This window comes from Streptomyces sp. NBC_00670, assembly GCF_036226765.1.
Classification (GTDB): domain Bacteria; phylum Actinomycetota; class Actinomycetes; order Streptomycetales; family Streptomycetaceae; genus Streptomyces.
In genome coordinates this window covers 2,113,327-2,133,587 of the sequence record NZ_CP109017.1, presented here as the reverse complement: position 1 = coordinate 2,133,587, position 20,261 = coordinate 2,113,327, and the positions used below count along the sequence as shown (strand labels likewise).

Annotated in this window: 20 protein-coding genes; 7 read left to right on the top strand and 13 right to left on the bottom strand. The window is 72.5% G+C overall.

Translation table 11 applies throughout. The features are described from left to right. Positions 1-1,140 (bottom strand): iron uptake system protein EfeO, encoded by a 1,140-nt coding sequence (efeO, locus tag OIE12_RS09490; RefSeq protein WP_329133713.1) that lies wholly within the window; start codon positions 1,138-1,140, stop codon positions 1-3. Positions 1,141-1,465: 325 nt separating this feature from the next. Here efeO and OIE12_RS09485 point away from each other — a divergent pair, with 325 nt between their 5' ends. Then, positions 1,466-2,149, top strand: coding sequence for a PhzF family phenazine biosynthesis protein (locus tag OIE12_RS09485; RefSeq protein ID WP_329133711.1), 684 nt, complete (start codon positions 1,466-1,468; stop codon positions 2,147-2,149). Between the two features lie 7 nt (positions 2,150-2,156). Here OIE12_RS09485 and OIE12_RS09480 read toward each other — a convergent pair whose 3' ends face one another. Both OIE12_RS09480 and OIE12_RS09475 read right to left on the bottom strand, forming a co-directional pair. Next, positions 2,157-2,363: a DUF397 domain-containing protein gene (locus tag OIE12_RS09480; protein WP_329133710.1), complete on the bottom strand. Its 207-nt coding sequence runs from the start codon at positions 2,361-2,363 to the stop codon at positions 2,157-2,159. Further along, positions 2,360-2,908: a DUF5753 domain-containing protein gene (locus OIE12_RS09475; protein ID WP_329133708.1), complete on the bottom strand. Its 549-nt coding sequence runs from the start codon at positions 2,906-2,908 to the stop codon at positions 2,360-2,362. Before OIE12_RS09475 ends, OIE12_RS09480 begins: the two co-directional genes overlap by 4 nt. Positions 2,909-2,921: 13 nt before the next feature. Between OIE12_RS09475 and OIE12_RS09470 the strand changes: the two genes are divergently transcribed. Continuing rightward, a complete protein-coding gene (locus tag OIE12_RS09470) occupies positions 2,922-3,500 on the top strand; it encodes an ATP-binding protein (RefSeq protein ID WP_329133706.1) in 579 nt (192 codons plus the stop codon). Between the two features lie 18 nt (positions 3,501-3,518). Here OIE12_RS09470 and OIE12_RS09465 read toward each other — a convergent pair whose 3' ends face one another. Both OIE12_RS09465 and map read right to left on the bottom strand, forming a co-directional pair. Then, entirely contained in the window at positions 3,519-4,187 is a 669-nt protein-coding gene (locus tag OIE12_RS09465; protein WP_329133704.1) for a biliverdin-producing heme oxygenase, read from the bottom strand. A gap of 198 nt (positions 4,188-4,385) precedes the next feature. Beyond that, positions 4,386-5,243 (bottom strand): type I methionyl aminopeptidase, encoded by an 858-nt coding sequence (gene map, locus OIE12_RS09460; RefSeq protein WP_329133702.1) that lies wholly within the window; start codon positions 5,241-5,243, stop codon positions 4,386-4,388. A 76-nt stretch (positions 5,244-5,319) separates the two neighbouring features. On the opposite strand from map, the gene OIE12_RS09455 reads away from it, so the two are divergent. Then, positions 5,320-5,562 carry a hypothetical protein gene (locus OIE12_RS09455; RefSeq protein WP_329133701.1) on the top strand — a complete coding sequence of 81 codons (243 nt, stop codon included), beginning with the start codon at positions 5,320-5,322 and terminating at the stop codon, positions 5,560-5,562. Between the two features lie 86 nt (positions 5,563-5,648). On the opposite strand, the gene OIE12_RS09450 is transcribed toward OIE12_RS09455, so the two are convergent. Continuing rightward, positions 5,649-6,953 (bottom strand): MFS transporter, encoded by a 1,305-nt coding sequence (locus OIE12_RS09450; protein WP_329133699.1) that lies wholly within the window; start codon positions 6,951-6,953, stop codon positions 5,649-5,651. Positions 6,954-7,042: 89 nt separating this feature from the next. On the opposite strand from OIE12_RS09450, the gene npdG reads away from it, so the two are divergent. Both npdG and OIE12_RS09440 read left to right on the top strand, forming a co-directional pair. Beyond that, complete coding sequence (gene npdG, locus OIE12_RS09445) at positions 7,043-7,804, top strand: NADPH-dependent F420 reductase (RefSeq protein ID WP_329133697.1); 762 nt, start codon at positions 7,043-7,045, stop codon at positions 7,802-7,804. A gap of 24 nt (positions 7,805-7,828) precedes the next feature. Beyond that, on the top strand, positions 7,829-8,116 hold the full coding sequence (locus OIE12_RS09440) for a hypothetical protein (RefSeq protein WP_443053784.1): 288 nt from the start codon (positions 7,829-7,831) through the stop codon (positions 8,114-8,116). Positions 8,117-8,179: 63 nt separating this feature from the next. On the opposite strand, the gene OIE12_RS09435 is transcribed toward OIE12_RS09440, so the two are convergent. Beyond that, positions 8,180-8,980 (bottom strand): site-2 protease family protein, encoded by an 801-nt coding sequence (locus OIE12_RS09435; protein ID WP_329133693.1) that lies wholly within the window; start codon positions 8,978-8,980, stop codon positions 8,180-8,182. 197 nt (positions 8,981-9,177) lie between these two features. Here OIE12_RS09435 and OIE12_RS09430 point away from each other — a divergent pair, with 197 nt between their 5' ends. Further along, positions 9,178-12,579 carry an AfsR/SARP family transcriptional regulator gene (locus OIE12_RS09430; RefSeq protein WP_329133691.1) on the top strand — a complete coding sequence of 1,134 codons (3,402 nt, stop codon included), beginning with the start codon at positions 9,178-9,180 and terminating at the stop codon, positions 12,577-12,579. A gap of 13 nt (positions 12,580-12,592) precedes the next feature. Here the strand turns inward: OIE12_RS09430 and OIE12_RS09425 are convergent, their stop codons facing one another. The 6 genes from OIE12_RS09425 to panB all read right to left on the bottom strand — a co-directional run bounded on the left by OIE12_RS09425 (position 12,593) and on the right by panB (position 18,429). Beyond that, positions 12,593-13,423 (bottom strand): ABC transporter permease, encoded by an 831-nt coding sequence (locus OIE12_RS09425; RefSeq protein WP_329133689.1) that lies wholly within the window; start codon positions 13,421-13,423, stop codon positions 12,593-12,595. Next, positions 13,420-14,445, bottom strand: a complete 1,026-nt coding sequence (locus OIE12_RS09420) for an ATP-binding cassette domain-containing protein (RefSeq protein WP_443053783.1) — start codon at positions 14,443-14,445, stop codon at positions 13,420-13,422. Before OIE12_RS09420 ends, OIE12_RS09425 begins: the two co-directional genes overlap by 4 nt. A gap of 134 nt (positions 14,446-14,579) precedes the next feature. Continuing rightward, entirely contained in the window at positions 14,580-15,326 is a 747-nt protein-coding gene (locus OIE12_RS09415) for a hypothetical protein (RefSeq protein WP_329133685.1), read from the bottom strand. Positions 15,327-15,346: 20 nt separating this feature from the next. Next, positions 15,347-15,727, bottom strand: a complete 381-nt coding sequence (locus tag OIE12_RS09410; RefSeq protein WP_329133683.1) for a hypothetical protein — start codon at positions 15,725-15,727, stop codon at positions 15,347-15,349. Between the two features lie 49 nt (positions 15,728-15,776). Next, positions 15,777-17,312, bottom strand: coding sequence for a zinc ribbon domain-containing protein (locus tag OIE12_RS09405; RefSeq protein WP_329133681.1), 1,536 nt, complete (start codon positions 17,310-17,312; stop codon positions 15,777-15,779). Positions 17,313-17,541: 229 nt separating this feature from the next. After that, entirely contained in the window at positions 17,542-18,429 is an 888-nt protein-coding gene (gene panB, locus OIE12_RS09400) for a 3-methyl-2-oxobutanoate hydroxymethyltransferase (RefSeq protein ID WP_329133679.1), read from the bottom strand. A 210-nt stretch (positions 18,430-18,639) separates the two neighbouring features. Here panB and OIE12_RS09395 point away from each other — a divergent pair, with 210 nt between their 5' ends. After that, complete coding sequence (locus OIE12_RS09395; RefSeq protein WP_329133677.1) at positions 18,640-20,232, top strand: MFS transporter; 1,593 nt, start codon at positions 18,640-18,642, stop codon at positions 20,230-20,232. Positions 20,233-20,261 lie beyond the last annotated feature (29 nt).

The following is a 20,261-nucleotide window of genomic DNA, read 5'->3' as shown; positions in this document are numbered from 1 at the left end:
CTACTTGACGACGGCGGCGGCGAGCTTGGAGAGCGGCTCGGCGAGCGCGTTGACCGCGTCCGACAGCTCCTTGCGGTCGCTCTTGCCGACCTGGTCGTAGGAGGTGAAGTCGTAGGAGTCCGTGTTCGGGCGGTACTTGTCGAGCAGCTTGTTCAACGCGGCGAACTGCTTGTCCAGTTCGGCGGTGAGCGCGGAGTCGTTCTTCTCGGCGACGGGCTTGAGCAGCTCGTACGACTTCTGGGCGCCCTCGACGTTGGCCTTGAAGTCGACGAGGTCGGTGTGCGAGTACCGCTCCTCCTCACCGGTGACCTTGCCGGTGGCGACCTCGTCGAGGAGCTCCTTGGCACCGTTGGCCATGGAGGTGGGGGTGATCTCGGCCTTGCCGACCCGCTTCTGCCAGTCGGTGAGGTCGGTGACGAGCTGATCGGCGAGCGACTTCTCCGCCTTGCCGATCTTCTTGTCCTCCCAGAGGGCCTTCTCCAACCGGTGCCAGCCGGTCCACTTCTGGCCCTCTTCGAGGCCGTCGGCGCGGACGTCGACCTTGGGGTCGATGTCGCCGAAGGACTCGGCCACGGGCTCGGTGCGCTCCCAGCCGATGCGGGAGGGCGCGTACGCCTTCTTGGCCGCCTCCAGGTCGCCGTCCTTGATCGCCTTCACGAAGGTCTCGACCTTGGGCAGCGTGGCGTCGGCCTGCTCCTGCGCGTACTCGCGGTAGGCGGCGACGGCCTTGTCGAGCTTCGGGTCGCGCTTGGCGGTCTTGCCGCCGCCGGTGACGGTGAGCTTCTGGCGGACGCCGTGGCCCTTCATGCCGGGCCGGCAGGCGATCTCGTACGAGCCGGCCTTGACCTCGGCGGTCAGCGTGTACTTCGTCCCGGGCCCGATGTTCTCCTTTTCGGACACGATCCGGTCGTCCGGGAAGAGGATCTCGACCTCGGTCGCCCTGGACCCCTTGTTCTCGATCCGCAGCGTGACCTGCCCGGCGGGCACGGACTTGGCGGAGGTGTCGCAGGTGGAGTCGGCGGCGGTCACCTGGATCGCGTCGCCGTCCTTGGCGTCGCTCTTCTCGGTGCACCCCGTGAGGGCGGTCAGGGCCGCCGTGGTGGCGACGGCGGTGACGACGGAGAGACGGACGGCTCGCATCAGGGCTCCAGGCTCCAGGGCAACGGGGCCGCACCGGCAGGTGAGGCTGACCTAACTTAACTGAGGATTACCTCAGTCATACCCGCAGGAGTCGTGATTCACCTCTCACAGAAGGATCACAGACACGCCCAGATCTCACTGGCGAAAAATCGCCCCCAAGTCGAAGTCAAGCCGGGGTCAAGTCCCCTGGTGGGCGCCCCGACTCGGGTGACACACATCACAGGGGCCGCGCCCCGCCGTAAGGGGCGCGGGGCTGTGTTGTCTGCGCGGCTCCGCCGCGGGGGCGAAACCCTCACCCCCAGCCCTCCGATGGTTGAATCCCCCCGTGACCGACTACGACGTCCTCCGCGTCTTCTGCGGACCAACCGCCGGCTACGGCAACGAACTCGCCGTCGTCCGCAACGGCTCGCTCCTCCCGGACCGCGACGACCGCCAGACCCTCGCCGCGAAACTCGGCTTCAGCGAAACCGTCTTCGTCGACGACCCCGAGCGCGGAGTCATCGACATCTACACCCCCACCCTGCGCCTCCCCTTCGCCGGCCACCCCTGCGTCGGCACGGCCTGGCTCCTGGACGTCCCCGAACTGGTCACCCCCGCGGGCACGGTGGGCACTCGCCTGGACGGCGAGTTCACGTGGATCGAGGCCCGCCCGGAGTGGGCCCCGCCCCGCACACTGCGCCAGTACGCGACGGCGACGGAGATCGACGCGCTGCCGGTGCCACCGTCAGGGGAGCGAAGCGAGATGGGGGTCCCCCCGGACGAAGTCTGGGGGACGATCTACGCCTGGGCCTGGCAGGACGAGCCGGCCGGCCGCGTCCGCGCCCGCGCGTTCCCGGGCCGCAACGACGGGATCGAGGAGGACGAGGCGACGGGCGCCGCTGCCCTCCTCCTCACCGCCCAACTGGGCCGAGCCCTCAACATCACCCAGGGCAGGGGCTCCCAACTCCTCACCGCGCCACAGCCGGAGGGGTGGGTGGAGGTGGGCGGCCGGGTGGTCCTGGAACGCTGAACCGGCGTCAGCCGACGCCACCGCCGACGAAGGCGTTCCAGGCGTCCCGCCCGAACGGTATGACCGGCCCGGCCGGCTTCTTGCTGTCCCGGACGGGGGCGAGGCCGGGTATGCCGTGGGCGAGTTCGAGGCAGTCGCCCTGCCCGCCGCTGTGGCTGCTCCTGCGCCATGTCGCCGTGTCGATGAGGGAGGGGGTGCGGGCTTCGTGGCTCATGGTTCGTACTCCTCGGCGACCTGCTGGATCAGCGTGAGTGACTCCGTCGGTGGCAATGCTGCCATCCGGGCGCCGTCGAAGAGCGCCTGGTAACACGCCACTTCGCTCTCCCGCTCCATCCAGATGTTGCCGGCCGGCGTCTCGGTGAGGACCAGGTCGAGTGAGGCCATCTGCGGAAAGGTGAGCAGCAGATACGGGTCGTACATGCTCGCGTGCGCACCACGCGAGAACGGGAGCACCTGGAGGGTGACGTTGGGCTGCCGCGCCATGGTCACGAGGTGCCGCAACTGCGCGCCCATCACCTCGGGGCCGCCCACCTGCTGGCGCAGCACACCCTCCGTCAGCACCGCCCAGTACGTGAGCGGAGCTTCACCGGTGAGACGTTCCTGACGGGTGAGGCGGACGCGCACGAGCTGGTCGATCTCCTCGGGCGTGCGCCACGCACGCGAGGCGACCGTCACCGCCCGCCCGTACTCCGCCGTCTGCAGGAGCCCGGGAACGAGCTGCACCTGGTAGGTCCGGATGCTCTCGCAGATGGCCTCCATCTCGATCTGATCGATGTACGTGTCGCTGAGCAGCGTTCCCCGGGCGCGGGCCCTGTTGCATGCCGTGCTCGGGGGCTGGGGTGTGGGGCAGGCCGTGCGGGACACCGCCGAGTTGGTGCTGTCCGAGCTCGTCACCAACGCGTTGCGCGCGCCCGCGCCGCGGGACCGGCAGGTCGGCGTACGGATCACCCGCGCGGTGGGCGAGGGCCGACTGCGGCTGGAGGTGAGCGACGCCGGCGGCGGCCGCCCCGAGGTCCGCGAACCCGGCGCGGACGAGACTGGCGGGCGCGGGCTCCTGCTCGTCCAGGCCCTCGCCGACCACTGGGGCTACGAGACGCGCACCGCCGGAATCGGCAAGACGGTGTACGCGGAGCTGAAGGACCCCGACCTCGTCGCCGCACCGGAGACGCACGAAGTCGCGGCGGTCATGGTCCGCACCGGCCAGCGCGTCCGGGTATGGGGCGCCTGGCGCACCGTCCTCGCCGTACGGAACGACCAGCACACGACGGGCGGCCCCGCCGTCGTCCTGACCCTGGACGACGGCCCACCCCTCCACGTCCACGCGACCGAGCCGCTGACCGTACGGGCATGACGGGTGGACCCGGGCGGGTCATGCCGTCAGGGGGAACTCCTGGGACAGGGCGTGGAAGACCGTGGTGTTCAGGGTGAAGGCCTTCTTGCATTCCGTGACGATGCGCTGTTTCTCCAGGTCGTCGGCCTGGACGGCGTCCAGCAGGGTGCGGTACCGGCGCTTGAAGGCGGCCGGGTTGGGCACGTCCTCGAAGACGTAGAAGCGGACGCCGTCGCCCTTGCGCGGGAAGCCCCACATGCGTTCCGCGCGGTCGCGGATGATCTGGCCGCCGGAGAGGTCGCCGAGGTAGCGGGTGTAGTGGTGGGCGAGGTAGCCGGCCGGCCAGTGCTCCGCGCACTGGCGGATGCGGGCCGCGTACGCCTCCGTGGCCGGCAGGGCGGTCAGGCCGGAGCGCCAGTCGGGGCCGCGCAGATGGGCCAGGTCCCGTTCCAGCGCGGGCAGGCGGCGCAGTTCCGGGCGTATGAAGGGGCCCGCCACCGGGTCCGACGCCAGCTGCGCGGCGGGGCCGGTCTCCAACGCCTGGTAGACGAACCACAGTTGCTCCGTGTAGCGCGCGTACGCCTCGACGCCGAGGCGGCCGCCGAGCAGGTCGCCCATGAACGTCGAGGTCTCCGCCTCCCGGTGCTGCTCGTGCGACGCGGTGCGGATCAGGGCCGAGAACGGGGCGGTGTGCTCCGACGTGCTCATGAAACCTCCTGTGCCGGGTGGGACGCCCGATCAGTTTTTATGGTTAGGCTTGCCTAAGTCAATGGTTTGCCGACGTCGTGTCGGTAAACGGCAACGCAACCCGGTGAGTGATCAAGGGTGCGTGAAGGAGCCCGCCCCCTGTCGCGTGACAGGGGGCGGGCTCCTCTCGGTCGAGCTGGCCGCGCGGTCGCGCGGTCGTCAGGGCAGGGTCAGGATGTCCGCGCCCGTCTCCGTGACCACCAGCGTGTGTTCGAACTGGGCCGTCCGCCTGCGGTCCGCCGTGACGACCGTCCAGCCGTCGTCCCACATCTCGTACTCGTGCGTGCCCAGCGTCAGCATCGGCTCGATCGTGAACGTCATCCCCGGCCGCATCACCGTCGTCGCCTGCGGGCTGTCGTAGTGCGGGACGATCAGCCCGGAGTGGAACGACGTGTTGATGCCGTGGCCCGTAAAGTCCCGTACGACGCCGTAGCCGAAGCGCTTGGCGTACGACTCGATGACCCGGCCGATGATGTTGAGCTGCCGGCCCGGCCGGACCGCCTTGATCGCGCGGTTCAGGCACTCCCGGGTGCGCTCCACCAGCAGCCGCGACTCCTCGTCGACGTCCCCGACGAGATACGTGGCGTTGTTGTCGCCGTGCACCCCGCCGATGTACGCCGTCACGTCCAGGTTGACGATGTCGCCGTCCCGCAGCACCGTCGAGTCGGGGATGCCGTGGCAGATGACCTCGTTGACCGACGTGCACAGCGACTTGGGGAAACCGCGGTAGCCGAGGGTGGACGGGTACGCCCCGTGGTCGCACATGTACGTGTGCGCCACCTCGTCGAGCCGGTCCGTGGTCACCCCGGGGGCGATGTGCTTCGCCGCCTCCTCCATCGCGCGCGCCGCGATGCGGCCGGCGACGCGCATCGCCTCGACGGTCTCCGGGGTCTGCACCTCCGGGCCCGTGTACGGCGTCGGCGCGGGCTTGCCGACGTACTCGGGGCGGCGGATGTTGCCGGGAACGGAGCGGGCGGGGGAGAGCTCTCCGGGGGCGAGCAGCGACTGACCAGACATGTCGGCGAGTGTATCCAGCGGGGTTGGGGGGACGATGGCGGTGGTGAAGTGGTGAGTGGTGAGAGGAGCTGTGGTCATGGCCCTGTTCAAGAAGCGGACCGCCGGGAAGCCGGGGGAGTGGTTCTACTGCCTTCAGCACAAGAAGGTGGAGGAGGGGCCGGAGTGTCCGGCGAAGGATCGCTTCGGGCCGTACGCGTCGCCCGAGGAGGCGCGGCATGCGATGGAGACGGCACGGGAGCGGGATCTTGAGTGGGAGACGGATCCTCGGTGGCATGACGGGGGTGCGGGGAGCGACGGGGGTGCGTCGGGGCGGGGGTGAGTGGGGGCGCGTTGTCGGGTGCGGGTGGGTGGGGACTCCTCGCGCCCGCGCGGCGGTAGCCGCACATTGACACAGCCCCGCGCCCCTTAAGTCGCCGCCCGGCGGCTCAGTGCGTGTTCGTTCGTGCGGGCGTCGTAGTGCATCAGGGCCGGGAGGAACACCGCCAGCGCTCCCACCGCCGCCGCGCAGGCCGCGCCGCCCGTCCAGATCGAGGTGCGGATGCCCAGGAGGGCCGCCGTGCCGCCTGCGCGTACCTGGCCCAGCTGGGGGCCCGCCGAGTACGACAGGAGTTCGATGCCGGCGAGGCGGCCGCGCAAGGCGTCGGGAATCGTCTGGTTCCAGATCGCGCCGCGGAAGATGCCGCTGACCATGTCGCAGCCCCCGGCCACGGTCAGGAACAGCAGCACCAGCCACACCTCGCGCACCGCCCCCGCCGCCACCACCGCGAGGCCCCAGCCGGCCGCCGCGAGGACCACCATCAGGCCGTGCCGGTGCACCCGCGAGGTCCAGCCGCTGGTCAGCGACACCAGCAGCGAACCGGCCGGCAGGCTCGCGTACATCAAGCCCAGCGACCACGCGGCGTCCAGCTCGTCCGCGAGGAACGGCAGCACCGCGAGCGGCATCGCGAAGAACATGGCCGCGAGGTCGACGGCGTACGTGCCCAGCAGCTCCTTGCGGCCCCACGCGTACCGCGCGCCCTCCGCGATCGCCCGCAGCGACGGCCGCGCCGCCTCCCGCGCGGCGGGCGCCGCGGCCAGCCGCCACCCCAGCGCCACCGACACCGCGAACGTCAGCGCGTCGGCGGCGTACGCCCAGCCCAGCCCCGCGTAGGCCACGACGATCCCGGCCACCGCCGGACCGGCCACCCCGCCGACCGTCCAGCGCAGACTGTTCAGCGAGATGGCCGCCGTGAGGTGCTCGTGCGCCACGACCCGCGGCAGCAGCGCGTCCAGCGCCGGCCGCTGCACCGCGGCGAGCGCGGAGGACAGCGCGGCGACGGCGTACAGCGGCCACACCAGCGGCCGGGGCAGCACCGCGTTCACCAGCAGGACGGCGCTCAGCAGACCCAGGCCCGCCTCGGTGCCGAGGATCAGCCGCCGCTTGTCCAACGCGTCCGCGAGCGCCCCGCCGTACAGTCCGCACACGAGCAGCGGGACGAGTTCGACGGCACCGATCGCGCCGACGGCCGCCGCGGAGCCGGTGAGTTCCTTCAGCTGGACGGGGAGTGCGACGAGGGTCAGGAAGCTGCCGAAGTTGGTGACCAGGCCGGCCAGCCACATGCGGCGGAAGTCCGCGGAGGCGCGCCAGGGCGTCAGGTCCGGCAGCAGCGCCCGCCGGCGCGATGCGGGTCGCGCCGGGGCGGGCGCGGGGGTGGCGGTGTCGTCGGTCACGACGGGCCATGTTCGGGTCCCGGAGGGCGGGGGACAACCGATTTACGGCCTGCCCCGGGCCCATGGGGCCGAGCACGTAGAGTCGGCGCATGACCTCCAGCGACAGCGCACCCCCCGCTTCCGACGCGTCCGGGAAGGCCGCCGACAAGACTTCCGGGCAGACCCCCGCGAAGGCCCCCGCCAAGGACCCCTGGGACCTGCCCGACGTCTCCGGGCTGGTCGTCGGCGTCCTGGGCGGCACCGGGCCCCAGGGCCGCGGCCTGGCCTACCGGCTCGCCCGGGCCGGCCAGCAGGTGATCGTCGGCTCCCGCGCCGCCGACCGGGCCCGGGCCGCCGCCGGGGAACTCGGCCACGGCGTCGAGGGCGCCGACAACGCCGAGTGCGCGCGGCGCAGCGACATCGTCATCGTCGCCGTGCCGTGGGAGGGCCACGGCGACATTCTGGCCTCGCTGCGCGAGGAGCTCACCGGCAAGCTCGTCGTCGACTGCGTCAACCCGCTCGGCTTCGACAAGAAGGGCGCCTACGCGCTGAAGCCCGCGGAGGGCAGCGCCGCCGAGCAGGCCGCCGCGCTGCTGCCGGACGCGCGCGTCACCGCCGCCTTCCACCATCTCTCGGCCGTCCTGCTCCAGGACCCGGGCGTCGAGGAGATCGACACCGACGTGATGGTGCTCGGCGAGGTGCGCGCGGACGTGGAGCTCGTCCAGGCGCTGGCCTGCCGCATCCCCGGCATGCGGGGCATCTTCGCCGGGCGGCTGCGCAACGCCCACCAGGTGGAGTCGTTGGTCGCCAACCTGATCTCGGTCAACCGCCGGTACAAGGCACACGCGGGGGTCCGGCTGACGGACGTGTGAGGGGGGCGGGGGGCACCCGGAAGCATGGGGGACACTGGAGACCGCAGGAACACCCGCGGGTCCCACACCTTCGGTACCGCGGTGTCGTCACGTCCCCGACAGGAGCCCCCCATGCCCCGCCTGGCCCTCTACGCCCTCGCCGTCTGCGTCCTCTCCGTGGCCGCCGCCGTCGTCTCGTTCGTCCAGGGCAGCTGGCTGGGGATCGTGTGGGTGCTGCTCGCGGGCCTGTCGTCGAACATGACGTGGTACTACGTCCGCCGCGACCGGGCCGCCGCCGCTGCCGCCCGTGCGCAGCGGTCGGTCACGGGCTGACGCCGTCACCGGTCGGCGGCCGACGGCGGCCGCGTCACCGACTGACGGCCGTCACCGGCCGCGTCACTGACCGACCGCGCAGTACGGGTCGCTCTCGCGCCAGAAGCGGAACAGGTCGTAGCCGCAGTACGTCGAGAAGTCGTCGATGCCGAGGCCGCGCAGCAGCGCGTCGATCATGTCGAAGAACGCGTTGTTCACCGACGGGATCCACAGCACCGCGAACACGAACAGCAGTCCGAACGGGGCGAACGGCTCCATCTGGCGCCGGGCGTTGTACGACAGCCACGGCTCGACCACGCCGTAGCCGTCGAGCCCCGGCACCGGCAGCAGGTTGAGGATCGCCGCGGTGACCTGGAGCAGCGCGAGGAACGCCAGCGCGTAGCGGAAGGCGCGCGGCACGCCGTCCAGCGCGTCCAGCCAGAACGGCGCCGTGCACAGGACGGCGAACAGGACGTTGGCCAGCGGGCCGGCCGCCGAGATCGCGCTGTGCTTCCAGCGGCCGCGTATGTGCCCGCGCTCGACGAAGACGGCACCGCCCGGCAGGCCGATGCCGCCCATGATCATGAACAGCACCGGCAGCACGATGCTGAGCAGGGCGTGCGTGTACTTCAGCGGGTTGAGCGTGAGGTAGCCCTTGGCGCCGATGGTGAAGTCGCCGCTGTGCAGGGCGGTGCGGGCGTGCGCGTACTCGTGCAGGCAGAGGGAGACGATCCAGGCGGCCGTCACGAACAGGAAGACGGCCACGCCCGGCTGCTCGGCGAACCCGGTCCAGGTGGCCCACCCGGTGACCGCGGTGACGGCCAGGATGCCCAGGAAGACGGGACTGATCCTCCGGTCGCTGCGGCGGGCGGCGGCGGTGCTCATGGGGAAGGGGCTCCTGGGGTGCGTCGTCGGGACGTCCGTGGGTGCGGAACGTGCGTGGGCGGAACGACCGTACAGGTGATGCGGCGATGTGGGGAGAACGATCCGGGAGGCGGTGGGGGTTCCCCGCGGCGGCCGCGGCCCGGCGGGGCGGGCCCTTGGTGAAACCCGGGGGCGGAGGGAACGCGTCCCCAGGGACAATGGACCCCGTGCGCTACCGCATCCTCGGCACCACCCAGGCACTTCGCTCCGACGGCACGCCCGTCCCGGTCGGCGGGGCGCGGCTGCGTGCCCTGCTGACCGTGCTCGCCTTGCGGCCCGGGCGGGCCGTGCCGGCCGGGCTCCTCGTCGAGGAGGTGTGGACCGGCGCCCCGCCCGTTGACGCGCCGGGCGCGCTCCAGGCGCTGGTGGGGCGGCTGCGGCGGGCGCTGGGCGCGGGCGCGGTGGAGTCGGCGGACGGGGGCTACCGGCTCGCGGCGGTCGCCGACGACGTCGACCTGCACCGTTTCGAACGGCTCACCGGGGAGGGACTGCGGGCGCTGGCCGACGGGGACGCCGCGAAGGCCGCCGCCGTCCTGGACGACGCGCTCGCCCTGTGGCAGGGGCCGCCGCTGGCCGACCTGCCGGACCGCACGGGGGAGTCGGCCCGCTGGGAGACCCGCCGGCTCGACGCCCGCCGGGCGCGGCTGACGGCGGCGGTGGCGCTGGGCGAGGCGGAGCAGCACCTGCCGGAACTGACCGCGCTGTGCGATCTGCACCCGCTGGACGAGCCGTTGCAGGCCCTGCGCCTGCGCGCGCTGCGGGCGGTCGGCCGCCCGGCGCAGGCCCTGGTCGCGTACGAGGCCGTACGCCGCCTGCTCGCCGACCGTCTGGGCTCGGACCCGGGCCCCGAGCTCCGCGCCCTGCACGCCGAACTGCTGGCCGTCGCCGACGACGGTGCTCCGGCCCGCACCCCGGGCGCCGTCGACCCCCGTGACACCGGAGCGGGAACCGCGGACACCCCGGCGGGCACCGCTCCCGGACCCTCGAGCGCTGCCCCCGCCAAGAGTCCCCGTACGCCCCCGCCGGGCAACCTCCGGGCCCGGCTCACCTCCTTCGTGGGGCGGGACGGGGACATCGCCGCGTTGCGGCGGGATCTCGGGGCCGCGCGGCTCGTGACGCTGCTCGGGCCCGGCGGGGCCGGGAAGACGCGGTTGTCGCAGGAGGCGGGGGAGGCCGTCGCCGGGGAGCTGCCCGGCGGGGTCTGGCTCGCCGAACTCGCCCCCGTGCGCGACCCCGACGCCGTGCCCGAGGCCGTGCTCACCGCGCTCGGCGCGCGCGAGACCGTGCTGCGCGGCGCCGGCGCCGAGGAGATGCGCGCCGCCACCGACGCGCACCGCGACGACCCCGTCACCCGGCTCGTCGAGCACTGCGCCCGCCGCCGCATGCTGCTCATCCTCGACAACTGCGAGCACGTCGTGGACGCCGCCGCCCGCCTCGCCGAGGAACTCCTCGCCCGCTGCCCCGGCCTGACCGTCCTCGCCACCAGCCGCGAACCCCTCGGCATCGCGGGGGAGTCGCTGCGCCCCGTGGAGCCCCTGCCGCAGCCGTACGCCCTCGAACTGCTCGCCGACCGCGGCGCCGCCGCCCGCCCCGGCTTCCGGCCCGAGGACGACCCGGAGGCCGCCGCCGAGATCTGCCGGCGGCTCGACGGACTGCCCCTCGCCATCGAACTGGCCGCCGCCCGGCTGCGCATGCTGACACTGCGCCAGATCGCCGACCGGCTCGACGACCGCTTCCGGCTGCTCACCTCCGGCAGCCGCACCGTACTGCCCCGCCAGCAGACCCTGCGGGCCGTCGTCGACTGGTCCTGGGAACTGCTCGACGACGAGGAGCGCGGCGTCCTGCGCCGGCTGTCGGTGTTCGCCGGCGGCTGCGACCTCGCCGCCGCCGAGGCCGTCTGCGGCCCCGCCGCCCTGGACGCGCTCGGCTCCCTCGTCGACAAGTCCCTCGTCGTCGCCGCCCCCGCCGAGACGGGCGACGGCGCCGAGATGCGCTACCGGCTCCTGGAGACCGTCGCCGAGTACGCGGGCGCACGGCTCGACGAGTCCGGGGAGCGCCCGGACACCGAGCGCGCCCACCTCGTCCACTACCGCGAACTCGCCCGCACCACCGACCCGTTGCTGCGCGGCGCCGGCCAGCGCGCCGCGGTCGCACGGTTCCAGCAGGAGTACGAGAACTTCCGCACCGCACTGCGCCGCGCGGTCGACGCCCGCGCCGAGCAGGACGCCCTCTGCCTGGTGCTGTCCCTGATCTGGTACTGGCAGATGCGCGACCTGCGGATCGAGGGGCGGACCTGGACCTCCGCCGTGATGGAACTCTTCCCCGACCCCTTCGCGGGACCCGTGCGGCCCGTCCCCGACGTCCTGGAGAGCCCCGTCGGCGCCCGCCCGCCGTTCGATCCGGGCCTCCTCGACGAGGCCCGGCGCGGCGTCCACCTGGCCCATCTCGCCTACATGGACATCGAGCTCGGCTCCTGGCAGACCGAGCAGGCCCAGCAGAAGCTGCGGACCATCGCCGGCACCTACCGGCCGGGCCAGCCGCAGGTCTGCCGCATGCCCGGCAGCCTGTGGTTCTTCGCCGTGCTGCTCACCGGCGAGCCGGGCGACATCCGCGGGGTCGTCGACGCGACCGTGGACACCTGCCGCGCGCTGGGCGACGACTGGAACCTGGCCCAGGCGCTGGAGACCCGGGCCAACATCCTCGCCAACCGCTCCGACTGGGCGGGCGACGCGACCCGTGACGCGGAGGAGGCACTGGAGATCTTCACCCGCATCGGGGACGCCTGGGGCGCCGCCGAGGCGCTCTCCGCCCGCGGCGAGTCACTGGAGCGCACGGGCGCCTACCTGCGCGCCGCCGCCGACTACGAGACGGCGATCGAGCACGCCGACCGGCTCGGCGCCCACGCCCAGGTCGGCGTCCTGCGGTCCCGGCTCGGCGCCGCGCTGATCGAGGCCGGCCAGGACGAGCGGGGCGAGCGGCTGCTGTGGCAGGTGATCGAGGAGAACGCGGGGTCGGTGTCCGAGGGCATGCCCACCGCCCGGCTGTACCTGGCGCTGTGGCTCGGGCACACCGGCCGGACCGGCGAGGCCCGCGCACAACTGGCCCTGCTCCGCGAGGAGTTCAAGGCAGTGGGCTTCCCGGTGTTCGACGGGCTCGTGCTCACCATCGAGGCCTGGCTGGACGCCCTGGAGGAGCGGTACGACGACGGGCTGGAGCGCGTGTGCGCGGCGCTCGACCGCGCCGCCGACCGGCTCACCCATCTGATGGCGCCCCAGCTGGGCTCGACGGGCCTGGTCATCGCCGCCCTCGTCCTGACCGGCCTCGACGGCCGGGACCCCGCGGACGCCGCCCGCTGCCTGGGTGCCGCCGACGCCCTGCTCCCGCCCGGTCAGCTGCTCAACGTCGCGGAACGCGCGAACCGGGAGACGGCCGAGCGGCAGCTCCGCGAAGTGCTCGACGCATCCGCCTACGAGACCGCGTACGCGGAGGGCGGCGGCCTCACCCTGGAGGAGGCCACCGCCCTCGTACAACGCGGACCGGGGGGCGCGGAGGGCCGGTGACACCGGCGCCGCCTCACGCCTTCGTGGAGAACTTGCGGACCGCGATCGGCATCATGACCGCCGTCAGCACCGCCGACCAGGCGACGGTGATCAGGATGTCGTGGGCCACCGGCCCGCCGTTCATCAGCCCCCGCGCGGCGTCCGCCAGCGAGGACAGCGGGTTGTAGTCGGTGAACGCCTGGAGCCAGCCCGGCATGGTGCTGGTCGGGGCGAAGATGGACGAGCCGAACTGCAGCGGCATCAGCACGAGGAACCCCATCGCTTGGACGGCCTGGGCGCTCTTCATCACCACACCCAGGGTCAGGAAGATCCACATCACCCCGAAGCCGAACACCATCGACAGACCGATGGCCGCGAACAGACCGGGGACGTCGGACACGGACAGACCGAGCAGGAAGCCGACCACGAGCAGGATCGCGGTGGCCACGAGCATCCGGCCGATCTCCACCACGATCTTGGCGATCAGCACCGAGGCCCGGCCGATCGGCAGCGACCGGAAGCGGTCCATCACCCCGGTCTGGAAGTCCTGGTTGAACCCGGTGCCCACGCCCTGCGCGATGTTCATGCCCATCATCGCCATCAGGCCCGGCACCAGGTAGTTGACGTACTCCTGCCGGTTGTCGGCGCCGCTGATCGCGCCGCCGAAGACGAACACGAACAGCAGACAGAACACGATCGGGAAGAGCACCGCGTCGAACATCGACTCGGGGTCCTGCCGGATCCACAGCAGATTGCGGCGGATCAGCGCGCCGGTGTGGCGCAGATGGCCGCGCAGCCCGATCCGGCCGTCACCGGAGAGCGGGGCGGAAGCGGTGGGGTGCGGGGCGGCGGTGGCGGCGCTCATACGGCGACCTCCTGGCGGGCGGGGACGTCGTCCTGCGCGGCGGCACTGGCCTTGTGGCCGGTGAGCGACAGGAACACCTCGTCCAGGCTGGGCAGTTCGGTGGTGATGGCGGACAGCGTGATGCCGCGCGCGGTGAGCGCGCCGACCACCGCGGTCAGCTGCTCGTCGCTGAGGATCGGTACCAGGACGCTGCCGGTCTCGGCGTCGACGGAGGCGCTGCCGGTGCCGGTGAGCCCGAACTCGTCGAGCGCGGCGGCCGTCGGGCGCAGCTCCAGCGGGTCGGCCGGGCGGATCCGCAGCGTACGGCCGCCGACGCGGGCCTTCAGCTCGTCGATCCGGCCGCCCGCGACGACCCGGCCGCGGTCCACGACCGTCAGCTCGGAGGCCAGGTACTCGGCCTCCTCCATGTACTGGGTGGTGAGCAGTACGGTCGCGCCCTCGGTGACCATCCGGCGCACCTCGGTCCACACCTCGTTGCGGGTGCGCGGGTCCAGACCGGTGGTCGGCTCGTCCAGGAACAGCACCGCCGGGCGGCCGATCATGGAGGCGGCCAGGTCGAGCCGGCGCCGCATGCCGCCGGAGTAGGTGCCCACCGGGCGCCGGGCGGCCTCGGTCAGCGAGAACCGCTCCAGCAGACCGTCGGCGCGGGCCCGGGCCTCCTTGCGGGGCAGATCGAGCAGCCGGCCGATCAGGTAGAGGTTCTCGAAGCCGGACAGCTTCTCGTCGACGGAGGCGTACTGGCCGGTGAGGCCGATCACGCGGCGGGTCTGCCGCGGCCGGCGCAGCACGTCGTACCCGGCGACGGTGGCGTGGCCGGCGTCCGGCACGATCAGGGTGGACAGGCAGCGGACCAGGGTCGTCTTGCCGGCTCCGTTGGGGCCGAGCACGCCGAGGACGGTGCCCTCGCGCACGTCGAGGTCGACGCCGTCGAGCGCCTTCGTCTCGCCGTAGTGCTTCACCAGCCCCCGCACGGTGACGGCCGCGTCCCGGGCGGCGTCGGGGTTCTTGTCGATTCGCGTCATGCCGATGACGGTGCCAGCCGCCACCGACAGACCACCTACAGATCACCGACAGGAGAACCGACAGGAGAACCGACAGAAGGAGCGACGGAAGGAGCGACGGAAGGACCGACGGCAGGCCGTCGGCAGCGCCGGTCCTACGACGCCTGATCGATGTCGGCGGAGGTGATCTCTCCGTCCTGGACGGTGTACGTGCCCGAGAACGTCTGGACCGAGCCGTCGGTCTGGACCGCCTGGAGGTCGACCTCCACGACGCCGGAACCGGAGCCGGAGCCGTCGTCGACGGCGGTGACATAGACGTGCGAGGTGGTGCCGAAGCCGGCCACCCAGTCGGAGTAGGAGCCGCCGAAGAGGTTCGAGCCGCCCATGTCCCAGGCGGCCGAGTAGTTCCCGGCGTTCAGGTGGTCGTAGTAGTCGGTGACGACCGTGCTCGCGGTCTCCGTCTCCCCGGTGTCCCCGGTGGTTCCGGTGGTTCCGGCCTCCTCGGTGTCCTCCGCGGGCGTCGGGGTGTCGGTCGCCGGGTCGCCGGCACCGGCGCCCACGCCGTCGTCGGAGTAGGGGTACGACGTCCCGGAACCGTCGCCGGACGTGGACGGCGTGCCGTACGGGTATCCGGGGAGGACCGGCAGGCCGGGGGAGCTGTCCACCGAGGTGCTGTCGGACCGGTGGGCGACGGCCACGCCGAGCGTCGTCCCGCCGGCCGCCAGGACGGCCAGCAGGGTCCAGGGCAGCCAGCGCGGCAGCCGGGTGCCGCCCACCCGCACGTAGGCGCCCGGGGTGCCGGTGGCCGCCGGGTCCGCGGCGGGGCGGGCCGCGCCGCAGTGCGGGCAGCCGGGCAGCGTGGGGTCCTCGACGCGCACGCCGCAGTGAACGCAGTAGTGCATGGTCCTGCCTCCGCCCCCGCCTACAGCCCTCGGACGGCTTCCTCGATCGTCACCGCCAGCGAGGACAGCGCGGCGAAGCCGGGCACCGCCTCCGCGAGTGCCCTGGCGACCCGGCGCAGCTTCCCCGTACGGGGCTCCGGTGCGGCCAGTTCCTCGCGCGCGTCCTGCGCGAACTCCGCCAGGTCCTCCCGGTCGGGGTGGTCCGAAGCGCGCAGGTCCTCGATGAACCGGGCCAGCAGCTCGCTGATCTCCTGCGGGGTCGCCGCCCGGGCGCCGTCGTCCGGCGCCTTGCGCTCCGTGACGCGGAGGTCGATGCGCGCGTTGCTGCCGCTCGCCACTGCCACGTTTCTGACCTGGGCGTTCCCCGTCGCGATGACACCGTTGTTGCCGTGTGCGTCCATGTCGTTCCCCGTCCGTCCGTTGGTCGTGCGTCGTGTCCACTTGCCGCCGTCAGTCCACGGTGGGCCGCGGGATCCGCCGGATGACGGCCGAGATGCGGGACTTGTCGCCCGAGGCGACCGCGCTCGAGTCGACCCGCGCCCCGGCGGCGGCGATGATGCCGTTGTTGATGATGGTTTCCTGACGCTTGATCAGGTCACCGGCGTCGATGTCGTGCGCCTCGGCGAACTCCACGAGGGCGTCCAGGATCCGCCGTTCGACGGTCTTGAGGACCATGCCGGAGTCGGACTTCTGGAAGTACCGCTGGTGGCCGGCGGCGGAGGCGAGCTGCCGCACGCTGTCGCGTGCCCCGTAGTCGAACACCTTGAGCCGGGTGATCTGCCGGTGCTGCTTCTTCGTACGGCGCTTCATGCCGAAGTCCGGCAGGAAGCCCGCGACCGCGCGGACCGGGGCGGCGAGCAGCACGAACGGCGTGCCGATGAGGTTCTGGAGCACCATCGAGCAGAACTCGCCCGGCGAGGGGTGCGGCATGAGGCCGTCGATGGTCCGGTAGCGGTCCAGCAGCGGGCACAGCACGGTGGGCTGGGCCTCCACGAGCAGATTGGAGTCCGAGCGCACGAGCCGGAGGAACACCGAGGTCACCAACTCGCCGCCCCAGCCCGAGGAGTGCGTGACCAGATAGGCGCGGGCGGTCTCCTCCGGGGCCCGCTTCAGCGCGTCCAGCAGACCGGCGTCGATCCGGGCCAGGGGACGGCCGAGGGGATTGGGCAGGAAGCGGGAGTCGCCCAGCAGGGCCGACCCCTCCACGAACACCCGCTCCTCCAGTTCCAGGCAGGGCAGCGACAGTTCACCGATCCGCCGGGCGATGTGCGCGTACAGGTCCGTGACCTCGAAGTTCCGCGGTGTCACACCCTCGCGCCCCGAGGTGGTCACGTCGAAGGTCAGCGACCACGAGTCGAGTTCCCGGCCGTACCCGGTGAACGGGGAGAAGCCGCTGTAGGCGGTGAGGTTGCCGTGCGCGTACTCGTCGATCTGGCGCAGGCGCCGGTCGGCGGAGGCGGTGGGCGCCGGGGGCGCCAGCGCGGGGTCGAACCGGTCCGGGCGCAACCGCTGGAGGTGTTCGCCGTAGTGGGTGGAGTAGGCGAACACCAGCGTGGTCAGCCAGCCGAGCAGGAACATGAGGAGGGCGGTCACTCCGCTGCCCAGCAGCAGTCCCACGAACAGCACCAGGAACTCGACCGCCAGGACGAGGTCCCTGGCGTGCCGCCGCGCGTTGGCCTCGTAGGCGTACCGCAGCACCACGGGCACGTCGCATCCCGGAGCCGGTGCCACGCCCAGGTGCGGCTCGGCCGCGATGTCCCTGAGCAGGGAGTTGGCGTACTGCCGGTCCAGGAAGACGGCGGCGCACATGTACCGGGTCAGGTCCCGGCCGCCGGTCCAGCGGGGGACGGTGAGGCCACGTGCCGGGCGGGGCGCGTCCGCCCGTCCGGCGGGGACCAGCGCGGCCCCGCACTCGCCGCAGAAGGCCGCCCCCGGCACCGCGTCGGCGGAACAGCCGGAACAGGTCGTCCGCGTCGTCTGGGTCATCGCCGCTCCCCGAGGGTCTACGTCCCGTCACCACCAGTGCACCACCGGTACGGGAGAGCGCGCTGGGCCGGAGGCGTCCTCGACACCGTTCCGTTGCCGAAGCGTCTCGAATCGACCCGTTTCCGGGCAAGTCGTGGCCATGGCTTCGACGGAGTGTCGGCGCGGCGCGGCCGGGAACCGGCACGGCCCGCCCCCACCGAAGGGGAGCGGGGCCGTGCGCGCGTCCTGCTCAGTGGACGGAGTGCTCCTCCGTCGGGAACGTGCCGCCCACGACCTCCTCCGCGAAGGCCTTCGCCGCGTCGCCCATGGTGCGGCGCAGCTCGGCGTACTGCTTGACGAACTTGGGGACCCGGCCGGAGGTCAGGCCCATCATGTCCGTCCAGACCAGGACCTGGGCGTCGGTCTCGGGGCCGGCGCCGATGCCGACGGTCGGGATGTGCAGCACCCGGGTCACCTCGGCTGCGAGCTCCGCCGGGACCAGTTCGAGGACGACCGCGAACGCGCCCGCGTCCTGCACCGCCTTCGCGTCCCGCAGCAGCTGCTGGGCGGCCTCCTCGCCGCGGCCCTGCACGCGGTAGCCCATCGCGTTGACGGACTGCGGAGTCAGGCCGATGTGCGCCATGACCGGGATGCCGGACTCCACCAGCAGCTCGATCTGGCGGTGCGAGCGTTCGCCGCCCTCCAGCTTCACCGCGCCGACCCCGGCCTCCTTCACCAGCCGGGTCGCCGAGCGCAGCGCCTGTACCGGGCCCTCCTGGTACGAGCCGAACGGCAGGTCGGCCACGATCAGCGCACGCCGGGTGCCGCGCACGACGGCCGCGGAGAGCATGGTCATCTCGTCGAGGGTGACGGGGACGGTGGTGTCGTACCCCAGGTGGCAGTTGCCCGCCGAGTCGCCGACGAGCATCACCGGGATGCCGGCCTCGTCGAACACGGACGCGGTCATCGCGTCGTACGCGGTGAGCATGGGCCACTTCTCGCCGCGCTCCTTGGCGGCGGTGATGTCGCGGACGGTGATCCGCCGGGTGCCCTTGCCCCCGTACAGCGCCCTGCTGTCGCCGGAGGGCTTCAGCGCGCCCGGCGCGGACTGCTCGTGGGCAGCCGAGAACTGCGTCATCGCAACGGCTCCTTCTGTCATCTCGAGGCGCCCTGACGGCGTCCCCGGACCGTTTTCCATGGTGGCACCTCGGGGTGCGGCGGACCAGAGTGGGGCGGGGCGATCCCCGTCTCACGCGCGGTGGTCCCGTCCCGCCCGGCTCCGTAACGCCTCCGTAAAGAGTTTCGATACGAGACGGTGCCGTATCGGAATTCGTCCTACGCTCGTTCCATGACAACTCCCGCTGCCCCGGCCGAGCGCCGGGTGCCGGAGGCGGTGCACCGGCGACGGTGGGCCATCCTCGGCGCGCTCATGCTGAGCCTGTTGATCGTGGTGCTCGACAACTCGATCCTCAACGTGGCCATCAAGACCATCTCCACCCCGGCCCCCACCGGCCTCGGCGCCACCCAGAGCGAGCTGGAGTGGGCGATCAACGCCTACACCCTCGTCTTCGCCGGGCTGCTTTTCACCGCCGGACTGCTCGGCGACCGGCTGGGCCGCAAGAAGACGCTGCTGGCCGGTCTCGCCGTCTTCGGCATCGGCTCGGCGCTCGCCGCCGAGTCCGGCTCACCCGTCCAGCTCATCGTCTTCCGGGCGATCATGGGCCTGGGTGCCGCGTTCGTCATGCCGGCCACCCTCGCCGTCCTCATGAACGTCTTCGAGCGCGACGAGCAGCCCAAGGCCATCGGCATCTGGGCCGGCGGCGTCGGCCTCGCCATCGCGATCGGCCCGATCACCGGCGGCCTCCTCCTGGACCACTTCTGGTGGGGCTCGGTCTTCCTGGTCAACGTGCCCATCGTCGTCCTGGCGCTCGGCCTGATGATCTGGCTGGTCCCGGACTCCCGCGACCCGCGCCCCGGCCGCGTCGACCCGCTCGGCGTCGTCCTGTCCGTCATCGGCCTGGTCCTGCTCGTCTACGGCATCATCAAGGGCGGCCAGCTGGCCGACTTCACCGACCCCAAGGTGCTGGCCAGCAGCCTGGGCGGGCTCGCCGTGCTGGTCCTCTTCGTGCTCCACGAGAAGCGCAGCGACCACCCGTCCATCGACATCGGCTACTTCAAGAACCGGGTGTTCTCGGCCGCCATCGTCGCGATCACCCTGGTCTTCTTCGCACTGATGGGCGTGACCTTCTTCTCCGTCTTCTACACCCAGAGCGTGCGGGGCTTCTCGCCGCTGGAGACCGGTCTGCTGATGCTGCCGCTGGCCGCCGCGCAGATGATCTTCGCGCCACGGGCCCGGCTCCTCGTCGACCGCTTCGGCAACAGGGCGACGACCACCGCCGGACTGCTGCTGCTCTCCGCGATGCTGGCCGCGTTCGTGGTGCTCGACTCCGACACCCCGATCTGGATCCTCGAGGTGATGTTCTTCCTCATGGGCACCGGCATGGCGCACATCATGACCCCGACCAGCGTGGTCATCATGCAGGCCCTGCCGCGCGAGAAGGCCGGCTCCGCCTCCGCGCTCAGCAACACCTTCCGCCAGGTCGGCGGCGCGCTCGGCATCGCCGTCCTCGGCTCGGTGCTCTCCACGGCCTACCGCAACGGCATCGAGGGCAGCCTGTCCCGGGTCCCGGCCGGCCTGCGGCACACCGCCGGCGAGTCCATCGAGGCCACCCTGGGCGTCGCGCACAAGCTGGGCCCGCGCGGCGACGCCCTGGTCGGCCCCGCCAACGACGCCTTCCTGCACGCCATGCACGTCACGGCTCTGTGGGGTGCGGGCGTCGCGGTGCTCGGCGCGGTCGTGGCGGGCGTCTTCCTGCCCGGGAAGGCCCCCGCGGAGCCCGCGGGCGAGGCGGAACCGGAACTCGTCACCAGCCGGGACTGACCGGCCGGTCCCGGGGCGGCGCACGGACA